The organism is Nitrospira sp. (genome assembly GCA_029194665.1).
In the GTDB taxonomy this organism is placed as follows: domain Bacteria; phylum Nitrospirota; class Nitrospiria; order Nitrospirales; family Nitrospiraceae; genus Nitrospira_D.
The window spans coordinates 262,033-276,500 of the sequence record JARFXO010000005.1 but is presented as its reverse complement, the minus strand read 5'-3'; the positions used below and the strand labels follow the sequence as shown (position 1 = coordinate 276,500).

The window sequence follows — 14,468 nt, the reverse complement described above, 5'->3', positions numbered from 1 at the left end:
GCGATCTATCCAATCAGTGTGATGATTTACAGACTTCCCAGAATTTACTTAGGCCGCTTCGCTCCATACTTCGAACGACTCTGCTTCCGATCCGCCACACCCACCGCATCCAACGCACCGCGGACCAAATGGTACCGAACACCAGGCAGGTCCTTGACACGACCTCCACGCACAAGCACGATCGAATGCTCCTGAAGATTGTGTCCCACACCGGGTATATACGTTGTCACTTCCATACCGTTCGTGAGACGTACACGCGCAACTTTCCGCAACGCCGAATTCGGCTTCTTCGGCGTCGTCGTGTATACGCGAAGACACACGCCCCTCTTCTGAGGACAGGACTTGAGAGCAGGACTCTTCGTCTTTGCTCTTACGAAGATTCGTCCCTTCCGAACCAACTGATTGATTGTCGGCATCGAGTTCAAACCCTTTCAAAACGAACGAGCACCAACCGTCAACTGCTGAGCCGCCGGATTATAATGACGAGACCTCCCACTGTCAAGTAGGCGGCATTCTGAATGCTTACCGAAGATCACGCAGCATCTCCTGACACCGCTGGGACAACCACATCAGCTGACACAACAGGTGTAGCCCCTATAGCTGCTGCCTCCGATTTTTCACTGATGACGAACGTATCTCGGTATTCCTCAAACCCTGATCCTGCTGGAATCAACCGGCCCACAATGACGTTTTCCTTCAAGCCCAACAAATTATCTTCACGTCCATTGATCGCTGCCTCAGTGAGAACGCGGGTTGTTTCCTGGAACGATGCCGCAGAAATAAAGCTGTCTGTCGTAAGAGCCGCCTTGGTAATTCCAAGCAACACGGGCTTGCCCAAGGCCGGCTTCCCGTCGTTGGCGAGCACCCGTTCGTTCTCTTTTTCGAAGACGCTCTTGCTGACCTGACTGCCCGGCAAGAACTGGGTATCTCCAGGATCCTCGACCCGTACCTTGCGTAACATTTGCCGCACGATGATCTCGATGTGCTTGTCGTTAATCGAAACTCCTTGCAATCGATAGACGTCCTGAACTTCGTCCACAAGGTACTTCTGCAATTCGTTCGGACCCAGCACGTCAAGGATGTCGTGCGGATTCGCTGATCCGTCCATCAACGGCTCCCCTGCCCGCACCCAGTCGCCCTCATGGACATTGACGTGCTTGCCCTTGGGAATAAAGTATTCCTTCACATCGCCCATCTTATTGTCGACCAGGACTTTGCGTTGGCCTTTCACGAAACCGCCGTAGGAGACTTCTCCGTCGATCTCGGTGATGACCGCCTGTTCTTTCGGCTTTCTTGCCTCGAAAAGTTCCACCACACGCGGAAGACCACCCGTGATGTCCTTGGTCTTCGTCGTTTCACGAGGAATCTTTGCCAAGACATCACCAGGATAGACCATGGCCCCTTTTTCGACGAAGATATGCGCCCCAACCGGCAATAGGTACCTGGCCACAGCATTGGATCCACCGGGCACCTTGGCCGTCTTGCCGCTTTCATCTTTAATCGATACACGGGGGCGAAGCGTCTGACCGGTATGTTCAATGATGACCTTGCGCGACAAGCCAGTCACTTCGTCGAATTCGTCTTTCATTGTGACGCCTTCGACGATATCACCGTACGCCACCCTCCCACCGACCTCCGTTAAGATCGTCAACGAGTACGGATCCCACTCGACTAATTTCTGGCCGACGATCACCGGATCGCCGTCTTTAATCTTGATCTTGGCCCCATACACCACGGGGTACTTCTCACGTTCCCGTCCACTGTCATCGACAATCGCAACCTTCGTATTGCGATTCATCACGACCCATTCACCCTCTTTATTGCGCACCGCAATACCGGCATTGTGGATATCGGCATTCTTTTTGGCATCGAAACTCATAAACTTAATTCGGCCTGCATGCTTCGCCTCAAGCACCGTTTGCTCCACGACCTTGCTGGCCGTGCCGCCGATATGAAAGGTCCGCATCGTCAACTGTGTGCCTGGCTCGCCGATGGATTGCGCGGCAATGACCCCGACCGGTTCGCCTTTTTCCACCAACCGCCCTCGCGCCAGATCGCGACCGTAACAGGCACGACAGACACCACGCGGGGATTGACAGGTCAGCACGGACCGAATCTTCACACGGTCGACTCCGGCTTCAACGATCGATTTCGTCAGGTCTTCGTTAATCTCTTCGTTCCAAGACACGATGATTTCCCCTGTGACGGGGTCACGAATATCCTCTGCCGCTAATCGGCCAAGGACGCGCTCCTCCAACGGTTGGATGATTTCACCGCCTTCGACCAAGGCGCTGACCATAATACCGTCGCGCGTTCCACAATCGAGCTCGTTGATAATGACGTCCTGCGCGATATCGACCAATCGACGCGTCAGATACCCTGAATTGGCGGTTTTCAGCGCTGTATCGGCAAGACCCTTACGAGCACCGTGAGTGGAGATGAAGTACTGCAACACCGTCAACCCTTCACGGAAATTAGCGGTGATCGGGGTTTCAATGATCTCACCGGACGGTTTGGCCATCAGCCCGCGCATGCCGCCCAGCTGTCGAATCTGTTGCGAACTGCCGCGGGCACCGGAATCGGCCATCATGAAGATCGGGTTGAACGATTCGGCCTTCGCCGGATCACCTCCGGCGCCAAGCTCCTTCATCATCTCGTTGGCTACCTGCTCGGTGACGTGCGCCCAAATGTCGATCACCTTGTTGTACCGTTCGCCGTTCGTGATCAAGCCCTCTGAATACTGTTTCTCGATCTCGTTCACCTCGCGCTGCGCTTTCCCGATGAAGTCTTCCTTCTTACTCGGGATATGCATATTGTCGATGCAGATCGACAAGCCGGCTCTCGTCGCATAGGCGAAGCCAATGTCTTTGATCTTATCCAGAAACTCGACCGTATCTCGATGACCGGTCTGCCGATACACGGCATCAATGAGTTTCGTCATTTCCTTTTTGGTCATGAGCTTGTTCGCATTCCCGAACGGCAAGCCCGGAGGAAGAATTTCGGACAGCAAGACACGCCCGACGGTCGTCTGTACCAGCGAACCAGCCAGGCGCACCTTGACTCGAGCATGCTCTTCCACTTCCCTCGCATCGAAGGCGATCCTGACCTCTTCAGGAGACCCAAACACTTTCCCCTCGCCCTTGGCGCCTATCCGCTCCTTCGTCAACCAATAACAGCCCAATACCATATCCTGCGACGGCACCGCGATCGGCTTTCCGTTGGCCGGCGAGAGAATGTTGTTGATGGACATCATGAGAACCCGCGCTTCCACCTGTGCCTCCACGGATAGCGGGACGTGCACCGCCATCTGATCGCCGTCGAAGTCCGCGTTGAACGCCGCACAGACAAGCGGGTGCAATCTGATCGCCTTGCCTTCGACCAACACTGGGTCAAACGCTTGAATACCCAACCGATGGAGCGTCGGGGCTCGATTCAGCAAGACCGGATGTTCTCGGATCACTTCATCGAGGACATCCCAAACCTCCGGCCGTTCCTTTTCGACCAGCCGCTTGGCGCTCTTGATGGTGGTTGCCGCGCCTCTGGCTTCCAGCTTGTGAAAGATGAACGGCTTGAACAATTCCAGCGCCATTTTCTTCGGCAACCCGCACTGATGGAGGCGTAACTCCGGCCCGACGACGATTACGGTACGGCCTGAATAATCGACGCGCTTTCCGAGCAGGTTCTGCCGGAACCGTCCCTGTTTTCCCTTCAGCATGTCGCTCAAGGATTTCAGCGGACGTTTATTCGGGCCACGAATCGCGCGCCCTCGACGGCCGTTGTCGAAGAGGGCATCCACCGCTTCTTGCAACATCCGCATCTCGTTCCTGATGATGACGCCCGGCGCCTTCAGCTCCATCAATCGCTTCAACCGATTATTTCGATTGATGACACGACGGTAAAGGTCGTTCAGATCGGACGTGGCAAACCGTCCTCCATCGAGCGGAACCAGTGGGCGCAACTCCGGAGGCAGCACCGGAATGACATCCATGATCATCCACTCCGGCTTATTCCCGGATTTGCGGAACGCCTCCAGCACTTTCAAACGCTTGGCGTACTTCTTCTTCATGGCTGCCGAGGTTGACGCTTTTGCCTTGACCTGCAATTCGTCCCACAACGCGTTGATATCGATCTTTCTCAGCAAGTCGCGGATGGCCTCTGCGCCGATGCCGACCTTAAACCCGCTCGAACCGAACTCAGAAACAAGGGTACGCAGCTTATCTTCCGGCACCAACTCTTTCTCTGTCAGATCGGTTGAACCCGGATCCACACACACATAACTCTCAAAATAGAGAATTTTCTCGAGCTGCTTGAGGCTCATATCCAGTAGGGTGCCGATCCGACTTGGGACACCCTTCAGAAACCAAATATGGGCGACAGGGGCAGCCAGCTCGATATGCCCCATCCGTTCGCGCCGAACCTTTGATTGAATCACCTCGACACCGCATTTGTCGCACACGATCCCACGGTGCTTCATGCGCTTGTACTTTCCGCAATTGCACTCCCAGTCCTTGGTAGGACCGAAGATTTTGGCACAAAATAGCCCATCTTTCTCCGGCTTGAACGACCGATAGTTGATCGTTTCCGGCTTCTTGACTTCGCCATAGGACCACGATCGGATTTTCTCGGGCGATGCAATGCGAATTCGCATCGAATCGAACGACACCGAATCCCGTTGTTTTTCAAACAATGTATATACGCCTTCCAAGGTAATGACCTCCTCTGATGCCGGCCTTCGACCGGCACACAAGCGGTTAGTCCTGCGTCTTGACCAGCTCTACATCAAGTCCCAAGCTCTGCAGCTCCTTGACCAACACATTGAACGACTCCGGTAAACCTGGTTCGAGGAACGGCTCACCTTTGACAATCGCTTCGTACATGCGCGATCGACCCGGCACATCGTCCGATTTGACGGTCAGGAATTCTTGCAGCGTCGATGCCGCCCCATAGGCCTGTAACGCCCAGACTTCCATTTCTCCCAACCGCTGTCCTCCGAACTGAGCCTTGCCGCCTAGAGGCTGTTGTGTCACGAGCGAATAGGGGCCGATGGACCGTGCGTGGATCTTGTCGTCCACCAGATGGTGGAGTTTCAGCACGTACATGTACCCAACGGTGACCGGACTGCCGAACGGCTCACCTGTCTTGCCGTCGATGAGTTGCGACTGGCCGCTCGCCGGCAATTTGGCCTTTTTTAGCAGATCCTTAATTTCCTTCTCCGCGGCGCCGTCGAATACAGGGCTGGCCACTTGAATGCCCAAGGCCTTAGACGCCCATCCGAGATGAGTCTCCAGAATTTGCCCAACGTTCATACGGGACGGCACCCCCAGAGGATTCAGCACGATTTCCACCGGGGTCCCATCCGGTAGATAGGGCATATCTTCTTCAGGGAGGACCCGAGACACGACACCTTTATTGCCGTGTCGGCCGGCCATTTTGTCCCCGACCTGAATCTTGCGCTTCATCGCGATGTAGACCTTCACGAGCTTGATGACGCCGGGGGGCAGCTCATCCCCTCGCTTTAAACGCCCGACCTTTTCGTCGTACAGCGTCTGGAGGATTTCGATCTGTTCCTTCGCCCGTCGCTCGACATCTTCCAGTTCTGTTTGCTCATCAGGATCGCTCAGGATGATGTGTCGCACCGTATCGTCGGGCAACCGCCGGAGGACCTCCGCCGTCAGCTTACCCTTCTTCTTCAAGATGACATCGCCGCCCTCAGGATCCATCAGATCGCGACCGACCACCTTGCCGAGCAATAACTTTCGAATCTTCTTCGTCTTTTCTTCGTCGATGATCCGCAGCTCTTCGTGGTGATCGCGCTGCAACTTCATTTGATCGTCGGTCTCGATGCTCCTCGACCGCTCATCCTTGTCGAGTCCTTTGCGAGAGAAGATTTTGACATCGACCACGATCCCTTCCACTCCCGGAGGCACGGTGAGCGATGTATCCTTCACATCGCCGGCCTTCTCACCGAAGATCGCGCGGAGCAGCTTCTCTTCCGGGGTCAGCTGGGTCTCGCCTTTGGGCGTCACCTTTCCGACCAAAATATCGCCCGGCTTCACTTCGGCACCGATGCGGATGATCCCGCTCTCGTCCAAATTTCTCAGCGCCTCTTCTCCGACATTGGGAATATCCCGCGTCACATCTTCTTTCCCCAATTTGGTATCCCGGGCCTCTACCTCAAACTCTTCGATGTGGATCGAGGTGAAAGCGTCCTCTCGAACCAATTTTTCGCTGAGTAATATCGCGTCCTCGAAGTTGTAACCGCCCCAGGGCATGAACGCCACGAGAACGTTCTTGCCCAGCGCGAGTTCTCCATGATCAATCGCCGGCCCATCCCCAAGCACCTGTCCTTTCTTGACCGGTTGGCCGAGGCGAACGACGGGTGTCTGGGTGATGCAGGTATTTTGGTTCGAGCGCTGAAATTTGATGAGGTCATAGACGTCCAGCCCGGAATCTTTCCCTTTCTTACCGTCCTTTGAATCGGCCCGTACGACGATGCGGGTGGCATCGACGCTTTCAACAACTCCGGCGCGACGAGCCTGGATCACATACCCGGAATCTCGCGCCACCACCGATTCCATCCCGGTCCCAACCAGAGGAGCTTCGGATGTCACGAGGGGAACCGCCTGCCGCTGCATGTTTGAACCCATCAGCGCACGGTTGGCATCGTCATGCTCCAGGAACGGCACGAGTGCAGTCGCGACGCTCACGACTTGCTTCGGTGACACGTCCATGTACTCAATCTTATCCGGAGTGGCCTGGACAAAGTCTCCTCCGTGGCGACAGGAGACCGTTTCCGATATCAGTCTGCCCGCGCCATCCAATTTTGAGTTAGCCTGAGCGATGATGTATTTGTCACCCTCGATCGCCGAGAGAAACTCTATTTCATCGGTCACACGTCCCTTGACGACTTTCCTATACGGTGCCTCAATGAATCCGAACTGGTTGATCCGTGCGTAGGTCGCCAGAGATGTGATCAATCCGATATTGGGACCTTCCGGCGTCTCGATCGGGCAAATACGGCTGTAGTGGGAAGGGTGTACGTCTCGAACTTCGAACCCGGCCCGCTCCCTCGTGAGCCCGCCTGGACCAAGGGCCGACAGACGCCGTTTATGCGTGATTTCAGCCAGAGGGTTGGTTTGGTCCATGAATTGAGACAGCTGACTGCTGCTGAAAAACTCCTTGACGGCCGCGACAACCGGTTTGGCGTTGATCAAGTCATGCGGCAGCACCGTTTCCATATCAAGAAGATTCATGCGCTCCTTGATGCTTCGCTCCATCCGCACCAAGCCCAGCCGGAATTGATTTTCAAGGAGTTCACCGACGGATCGCACACGGCGATTACCCAAGTGATCGATGTCGTCGATTTCCCCCTTGCCGATCTTCAGATTGACCAGGTAGCGGATGACTTCCACGATGTCCTGAGCAGTCAGGGTGCGCTGCTCGAGCGGCAAGTCCAAACCAAGCTTCTTGTTCAGCTTGAGCCGGCCGACCGGAGACAAATCGTAGCGTTTGGAATTCAGAAATAGGTTGTCGAACAACGCTCTCGCCGTGTCGACCGACGGCGTTTCCCCCGGACGGAGGCGACGGTAGATTTCAACCATCGCTTCCTCCTTCGAGCCGATTTTCTCCATCTCCAATGTGTCAAGAATCACAGGTGTCGCAGTCGCCATGTCCAGATAAATGACCTTGAATTCTTCCACATCGCTTTCAGCGATCTGCTCGACGATCTCCGCCGTCAATCGTTGATTTTTCTCCGCCAACTGGTTCTGCTTCGAGTCGACCAATTCCGTGAGAACCGCCCGCCCCACCAACTCCGCGGGCAGTAAGGGGATTTCCTTCACTCCCGAGGCCTTCAGCTTGGCAATCAGGCCTTTCGTCAGCCTGGCCCCTTCTCGCACCAACGGCTCCTTCCCGCCCTTGTCCGTCACCTCGACGGAGCACCGAAGTCCGTGGTGGATTTCCGGATCCAGCTTGCGGAACATCTTTCCCTTCGACACGCGAATTTCTTCGACAGGGTAATACATCTTCAGCAGGTCGTCGCTCGAAAAGCCGAAGGCTTTCAACAGAATGGTGGTCGGCATTTTCCGACGGCGATCGATCCGCACGTAAAGAATATCCTTGGCATCGAACTCGAAATCTAGCCAGGAGCCCCGATAGGGAATAATGCGAGCCGAGTACAAGACCTTGCCGCTCGCATGGGTTCGCCCCTTGTCATGCGTAAACGACGCGCCCGGCGACCGATGAAGCTGACTGACGACGACTCGCTCGGTCCCGTTGACAAGAAAGGTCCCTCGCTCGGTCATGAGGGGCAATTCACCGACATAGACTTCCTGCTCACGCACATCGAGCACTTTCTTGCGAGGCCCCTTATCCTCCTTATCGAGCACCACCAGACGGACGCGCAGCTTCAACGGAACGGCGAAGGTCATACCCTGCTCCAGACATTCGCGTTCGTCATACTTCGGCGTCCCCAACGTATAGCTCGAAAATTCGAGCACGGCCGTGTTGTTATAATCCGGAATCGGAAACACGCTGGCCAGCGCTGCCTGCAATCCGTGATCCTTCCGTCTCTCCGATTCAACCTCGAACTGCAAAAACTCTTCGTAGGAACGCTTCTGAATCTCGATCAGATCTGGAATATCGATATTGGTTCGGATGCGAGAAAAATCTTTCCGCTCGACGAATTCTTGTAACGTCGTTTCGGACATTCCTACTCCTCCACGCTGGTTGGCGGTGAACAGAGGTCACTGGTCATCGGGGATCATGCAACCGTGCTTCAGACGATTGACCAGTGACCGATGACACTTTTACTTGATTTCGACCTTGGCACCGCTCTCTTCGAGCTTCTTCTTCGTCGTGTCGGCTTCTTCCTTGGCCACCCCGGTCTTGACGGGTTTCGGCGCACCCTCCACGAGATCCTTGGCTTCCTTCAGGCCGAGACTCGTCAGCTCCCGCACCACTTTGATGATCTGGATTTTCTTGTCGGCCGGCGCCGACGCGAGAATGACGTCGAATGACGTCTTCTCCTCAGCAGGAGCCGCTGCACCACCGCCCGCCGCCGGAGCCGCCGCCACCGCGACCGGCGCCGCCGCCGTGACGCCAAACCGCGCCTCAAGCCCCTTCACCAGTTCGGCCAGATCGAGCACGCTCATGCTTTCGATCGCCTTGATCAATTCTTCCTGCGATAATTTCCCTTCCGTAGCCGGCATGTCCCCTTCTCCTTTCCGTTTATCTTGAATGGCTGCAACAACTCGCACAAACTTCGACAAGACCGCGCTCAGTGTGTAGACCACGCCACGAATCGGCCCCTGCATGGCCGACAGTAGCAAGGCCACGAGCGCTTCTTTCTTCGGCAGCTTCGCAACGGCGGCCAGCTCAGCCGGCTGGAGAATTTTGCCTTCCAGCACACCGGCCGTCATCCGAATCTTCTCTTCGCGCTTCTCCGCGCCGATGAAATCCTTCAGCACCTTTGTCGGCAACACCGGATCGTCATAGCCGATGACCACCCCGGTCGGACCCTTGAGATGTGCCTTAAGTCCGGCCAATATCGTCCCCTCGGCGGCACGCGCCGCGAGCGTGTTCTTTACGATTCGATATTCCGCCTTGGCCCCGCGGAGCTGCTTGCGGAGCTCGGTGACTTGGTTGACCGGAAGACCGACGCATTCCGTCAAGATAGCCAGCCGCGCGCGACCGAATTTTTCGGTCAACTCCGCCACTGCCGTAACCTTCTCTTCCTTCTTCATTGCTCCCTCTCTCGTCGTTACTCGTGATTCGTTACACGGTAACCGGTCCGACGATTAACGACCCGGATTGAACGGTCCTTAGCTCCACTGCTTCGTCAGGGCAACGGTATCCAGTTTCACACCAGGACCCATCGTACTTGCGATCGTGGCACTCTTGAGATAACGCCCTTTGCATGAGGTGGGCTTCGCCTTGATGACGGATTCAATGATGGCCGAGGCATTGTCATACAGCTTCGCCGGATCGAAGGATACCTTTCCGACCGGGACGTGCACGATCCCGGCCTTTTCAACCTTGAACTCCACACGCCCCTTCCGGATGTCACCGACCGCTTTTCCAACTTCGAAGGTCACGGTGCCGGTCTTCGGATTGGGCATCAGCCCACGAGGTCCGAGCACCTTACCGAGTTTTCCGACGGAAGCCATCAGGTCCGGCGTGGAAATCGCGCAATCGAAATCCATCCATCCACCCTTGATTTTTTCCATCAAGTCGTCGGCTCCAACATAGTCGGCCCCCGCTTGCCGCGCCTCCTGCTCTTTTTCGCCTTTGGCAAACACCAGAACGCGAACCGTTTTCCCCGTTCCGTGGGGAAGCGAAGCCGTCCCTCGAACCAGTTGATCCGAGCGCTTCGGATCGATTCCCAGCCTGAGCGCGAGATCGACCGATTCGTCGAACTTCGCATAGGCCGATCGCTTGACTGCCTCAACGGCCTCACGCAACCCATAGACGCGCGGCTCGACATTCTTGATCGCCGCATTCATTTTCTTTCCCATCGCCGGACGCTCCTTCGATCTCGAAATTAACCTTGAATGACAACTCCCATGCTACGGGCGGTCCCTTCGATGATTTTTGCCGCCCCCTCCACATCCGCCGCGTTCAGATCGGCCATCTTTTTCCGCGCAATTTCATTCAACTGCTCTCTGGTGATTTTCCCAACTTTATCCTTCTGCGGCACACCGGATCCTTTAATGATGCCTGCGGCCTTCTTGAGAAGATCCGAAGCCGGGGGCGTCTTCATGATGAAGCTGAAGGTACGGTCCTTGTAGACGGTAATGATGACGGGAATAATACTGTCCCCTTCCTTCTGAGTCTTGGCATTGAACTGCTTGCAAAACTCCATAATGTTGACTCCATGCTGACCCAAGGAGGGGCCGACAGGAGGAGCAGGATTGGCCTTGCCGGCCGGAATTTGCAACTTGATCTGTGCCGAAACTTCCTTCGCCATTTCGTCCTCTTTCTCCTTCGCGACCGGAAATCAATATTCAGGCCTCAATCAGTGACCTCCACTGACATGGATCGATCAGCCTAAATCCGTTCCACCTGTAAGAAGCCTAATTCAACCGGAGTCGACCGGCCGAAGATACTCACCATCACCTTCACCCGACTATGGTACTGATCGACTTCGTCAACCAGACCATTAAACCCAAGGAAGGGACCATCGATGATGCGAACGTTGTCACCTTTAATAAATTTGATCTGCTCCCGAGGCTCGGCCTGTCCCGCATCGACCTGCTTGAGCAAAGACTCCACTTCCTCATTGGTCAGAGGAGTCGGAACTGCGCCTCCACCGACGAACCCCGTAACTTTCGGGGTCTCCTTGATCATCTGCAACGTCTCATCCCCTAATGGAGACTCCAACTCTACGAGGACATAGCCGGGGAAGAACTTTCGTCGAGAAGTCCGTCGCTTCCCGTCCTTGATTTCAATCACGTCCTCTGTCGGAACGAGCACCTGCCCAACCTTCTCGACAAGCCCCATTTGATTTGCACGCTCCATGAGGCTGGTCTTTACTCGCCCCTCAAAACCAGCGTACGTATGGATGACGTACCAGTTCTTTGTCATGCACCACCCTCAGGTCTTCGATGAATTACCGCTGAATTCCACTGACCTCTTCTCGGCAGGCTTAGATGAATTTGCCGACCAACCATGAGAGGAATGAGTCAACGACGGACAAATACACTGACATCAAGATGCAGAACACGATCACGACCGTCGTTGAGCCGATAGTCTCCGCACGACTCGGGAAGGAAACCTTTTTCAGCTCTGCTCGCACATCCGTCACGAACAGCCGAACCGACTCTGTCATGCGCTTAAACATCAGCTACTCCGTTTCGTCTTCCTAAACACCTGCGGGCTTCATCCCCCTCGGCCTCGGTTGGGAGGCCGACCGAACGAGCAAGCCATCTTCAAACAACCCAAACCCACCAAAGGCGTTTATCCCGTCGCGCACATCACAAGCGCTCCGGTACGAGCAAGCTCTCATATAAAAATCAACACCCATCGCTGCATCATCCGCCTGCCAAGAACCGTCCATTGCAGCCGGTACGAGCACGTCTCCTTAAACGCCAAACTTCACTTGCGGTATTTATTCGTCGGCCTCGATTGGGAGGCCGACGGTACGAGCAAGCTTGGTTTGGCAGGGGCACTAGGATTTGAACCCAGACTCTCGGTTTTGGAGACCGATGTGCTGCCATTAACACCATGCCCCTCTTTTCTCAGTGCTGAATAACGAGTGCTGAGATCTAAGTAATTTGACTCTCACTCCCACACTCAACACCTATTTCACTTCCTTATGAGGCGTGTGCTTTCGGCAAAACTTACAAAATTTGCTGCGTTCCAACCGATCCGGATCGTTTTTCTTGTTCTTCATGGACGAGTAATTCCGTTGTTTGCAGAGCGTACAAGCCATGTCGATGATTTCGCGCATCTCTTTCTCCCCGATATCAGCTGCCAGGACTGCCTCCTGACACGTCCAGAACCTCTCGCGTCAGACTGACTCCCGTCCGCCTGCCAGCTTCCTTACGCCAGAATTTCCGTGACGACGCCCGAGCCGACCGTCTTGCCGCCCTCGCGCACGGCAAACCGTAACCCCTGATCCATCGCGATCGGGCTGATCAACTCCGCCGTCACACTCACGTTATCCCCCGGCATCACCATCTCCACCCCCGGATTCAGCTGCACCACGCCGGTGACATCGGTGGTCCGAAAGTAAAACTGCGGCCGATACCCGTTGAAAAACGGCGTATGCCGCCCCCCTTCTTCCTTCGTCAACACATAGATCTCCGCCTTGAACTTCGTATGCGGCGTGATCGTCTTCGGCTTCGACAGCACCATCCCTCGCTCAACGTCTTCTTTCTTGGTGCCTCGCAACAGCACACCGATGTTGTCCCCCGCCTGCCCCTCATCGAGCACCTTGCGGAACATCTCGACCCCCGTCACCACCGTGCTCTGCGTGGGCCGCAGCCCCACGATCTCGATCTCATCGCCCACCTTCACGATGCCCCGCTCACACCGCCCCGTCACCACCGTGCCGCGCCCGCTGATGGTAAACACGTCTTCGATCGGCATGAGAAAGGGCTTGTCAATCGGCCGCTGCGGCGTCGGAATGTACGTATCCACCGCCTCCAACAGCTTCACGATGCTGGGCACTCCCAACGGGCCGCCATCCCCTTCCATCGCCTTGAGCGCACTGCCCTGGATGATCGGCGTCTTGTCCCCGGGGAACCCGTACTTCGTAAGCAGCTCCCGCACTTCCAATTCCACCAACTCCAAGAGCTCTTTGTCATCGACTTTATCCGCCTTGTTCAAGAACACGACGATGTAGGGCACCCCCACCTGCCGAGCCAAGAGGATGTGCTCGCGGGTCTGCGGCATCGGACCGTCCGCCGCACTCACCACCAGTATCGCCCCGTCCATCTGCGCCGCCCCGGTGATCATGTTCTTCACGTAGTCGGCGTGACCCGGACAATCGACGTGGGCATAATGCCGCTGATCCGTCTCATACTCCACATGGCTGATGGCGATGGTCATGATCTTGGTCGCGTCCCGCCGCCCCTGGCTCTCCGAGGCCTTGGCCACTTCGTCATAACTGATGAATTTCGCCATCCCCTTGTCCGCACACACTTTCGTCAACGCCGCCGTCAACGTCGTCTTCCCGTGGTCCACGTGCCCGATCGTCCCGATGTTCACGTGCGGCTTCTTCCGCTCGTATTTCGCCTTCGCCATATGTCACCCCTCTTTACCTCTCCGCCGCACATTCGGAAGCGGCGGCATGAGCAAGCTTCGTCAACCCAAGAACTCAGACTTGAGACCTTTATCCGGCCACTGAGAGCAATCCTATTTGGCTCCTGGTCTGGTCAAGCCCTAGATTCATGACTAGGCACTTGAGGCGCCCGTCCCGTCGCACATCATAAGTAACGCTTCGGATAGAGCAAACTCTGCCTGGAGCCCACGACGCGGATCGAACGCGTGACCTCGTCCTTACCAAGGACGTGCTCTACCAACTGAGCTACGTGGGCCATCAACACTATTGGCCTTCTCTCGTCGCGCCCCATTCTCTAGCGCTCCGGGTCGAGCAAGCTCGGTTTGGAGCGGGCGATGGGATTTGAACCCACGACAGCCAGCTTGGAAGGCTGGAACTCTACCACTGAGCTACGCCCGCCTCTTCTTAACTTTCCTCGCTCAAGCGCCCTTTGCATCATTATTTATATTGTTAAGGTGTTTATCCGGCTCGCCCACTCACAAGCTCGCCGGTACGAGCGACGCTTGGTTTGGTGGGCAGGCAAGGATTCGAACCTTGGAAGACATAAGCCAGCAGATTTACAGTCTGCCCCCTTTGGCCGCTTGGGTACCTGCCCGCGATGTGTCATTGTTCTATACAAAACCAAATTGCAGCACACGTAGCGGACGCTCTCGTCGATCAACCGCTCAACAAAGACAAATGGGCC

Annotated in this window: 10 protein-coding genes, 4 tRNA genes and 1 pseudogene; all 15 read right to left on the bottom strand. The window is 55.7% G+C overall.

All coding sequences use genetic code 11. From position 1 onward, the window contains the following. Positions 1 to 44: 44 nt before the first annotated feature. Positions 45 to 416 (bottom strand): 30S ribosomal protein S12, encoded by a 372-nt coding sequence (gene rpsL, locus P0119_17310; GenBank protein ID MDF0667806.1) that lies wholly within the window; start codon positions 414 to 416, stop codon positions 45 to 47. Positions 417 to 532: 116 nt separating this feature from the next. Further along, on the bottom strand, positions 533 to 4,705 hold the full coding sequence (rpoC, locus tag P0119_17305) for a DNA-directed RNA polymerase subunit beta' (GenBank protein ID MDF0667805.1): 4,173 nt from the start codon (positions 4,703 to 4,705) through the stop codon (positions 533 to 535). A 46-nt stretch (positions 4,706 to 4,751) separates the two neighbouring features. Next, entirely contained in the window at positions 4,752 to 8,708 is a 3,957-nt protein-coding gene (gene rpoB, locus P0119_17300; GenBank protein ID MDF0667804.1) for a DNA-directed RNA polymerase subunit beta, read from the bottom strand. A 99-nt stretch (positions 8,709 to 8,807) separates the two neighbouring features. Continuing rightward, entirely contained in the window at positions 8,808 to 9,209 is a 402-nt protein-coding gene (gene rplL, locus P0119_17295) for a 50S ribosomal protein L7/L12 (protein MDF0667803.1), read from the bottom strand. A gap of 27 nt (positions 9,210 to 9,236) precedes the next feature. After that, positions 9,237 to 9,743 (bottom strand): annotated as a pseudogene (rplJ, locus tag P0119_17290) (50S ribosomal protein L10). A 78-nt stretch (positions 9,744 to 9,821) separates the two neighbouring features. Next, the gene (gene rplA, locus P0119_17285; GenBank protein ID MDF0667802.1) at positions 9,822 to 10,514 is read right to left on the bottom strand and encodes a 50S ribosomal protein L1; all 693 of its coding nucleotides are present in this window, start codon (positions 10,512 to 10,514) and stop codon (positions 9,822 to 9,824) included. Between the two features lie 26 nt (positions 10,515 to 10,540). Continuing rightward, the gene (rplK, locus tag P0119_17280; GenBank protein ID MDF0667801.1) at positions 10,541 to 10,966 is read right to left on the bottom strand and encodes a 50S ribosomal protein L11; all 426 of its coding nucleotides are present in this window, start codon (positions 10,964 to 10,966) and stop codon (positions 10,541 to 10,543) included. A gap of 80 nt (positions 10,967 to 11,046) precedes the next feature. After that, positions 11,047 to 11,583, bottom strand: coding sequence for a transcription termination/antitermination protein NusG (gene nusG, locus P0119_17275; protein ID MDF0667800.1), 537 nt, complete (start codon positions 11,581 to 11,583; stop codon positions 11,047 to 11,049). A gap of 61 nt (positions 11,584 to 11,644) precedes the next feature. Next, positions 11,645 to 11,839, bottom strand: coding sequence for a preprotein translocase subunit SecE (gene secE, locus P0119_17270; protein MDF0667799.1), 195 nt, complete (start codon positions 11,837 to 11,839; stop codon positions 11,645 to 11,647). Between the two features lie 316 nt (positions 11,840 to 12,155). Then, positions 12,156 to 12,230 (bottom strand) — tRNA-Trp (locus P0119_17265). Positions 12,231 to 12,298: 68 nt separating this feature from the next. Next, positions 12,299 to 12,448, bottom strand: a complete 150-nt coding sequence (gene rpmG / locus P0119_17260) for a 50S ribosomal protein L33 (GenBank protein MDF0667798.1) — start codon at positions 12,446 to 12,448, stop codon at positions 12,299 to 12,301. A gap of 92 nt (positions 12,449 to 12,540) precedes the next feature. Then, a complete protein-coding gene (tuf, locus tag P0119_17255) occupies positions 12,541 to 13,746 on the bottom strand; it encodes an elongation factor Tu (protein ID MDF0667797.1) in 1,206 nt (401 codons plus the stop codon). Positions 13,747 to 13,963: 217 nt separating this feature from the next. Continuing rightward, a tRNA-Thr gene (locus P0119_17250) sits at positions 13,964 to 14,039 on the bottom strand. A gap of 68 nt (positions 14,040 to 14,107) precedes the next feature. Further along, positions 14,108 to 14,182, bottom strand: a tRNA-Gly gene (locus P0119_17245). 110 nt (positions 14,183 to 14,292) lie between these two features. After that, positions 14,293 to 14,378, bottom strand: a tRNA-Tyr gene (locus P0119_17240). Positions 14,379 to 14,468: the final 90 nt, after the last annotated feature.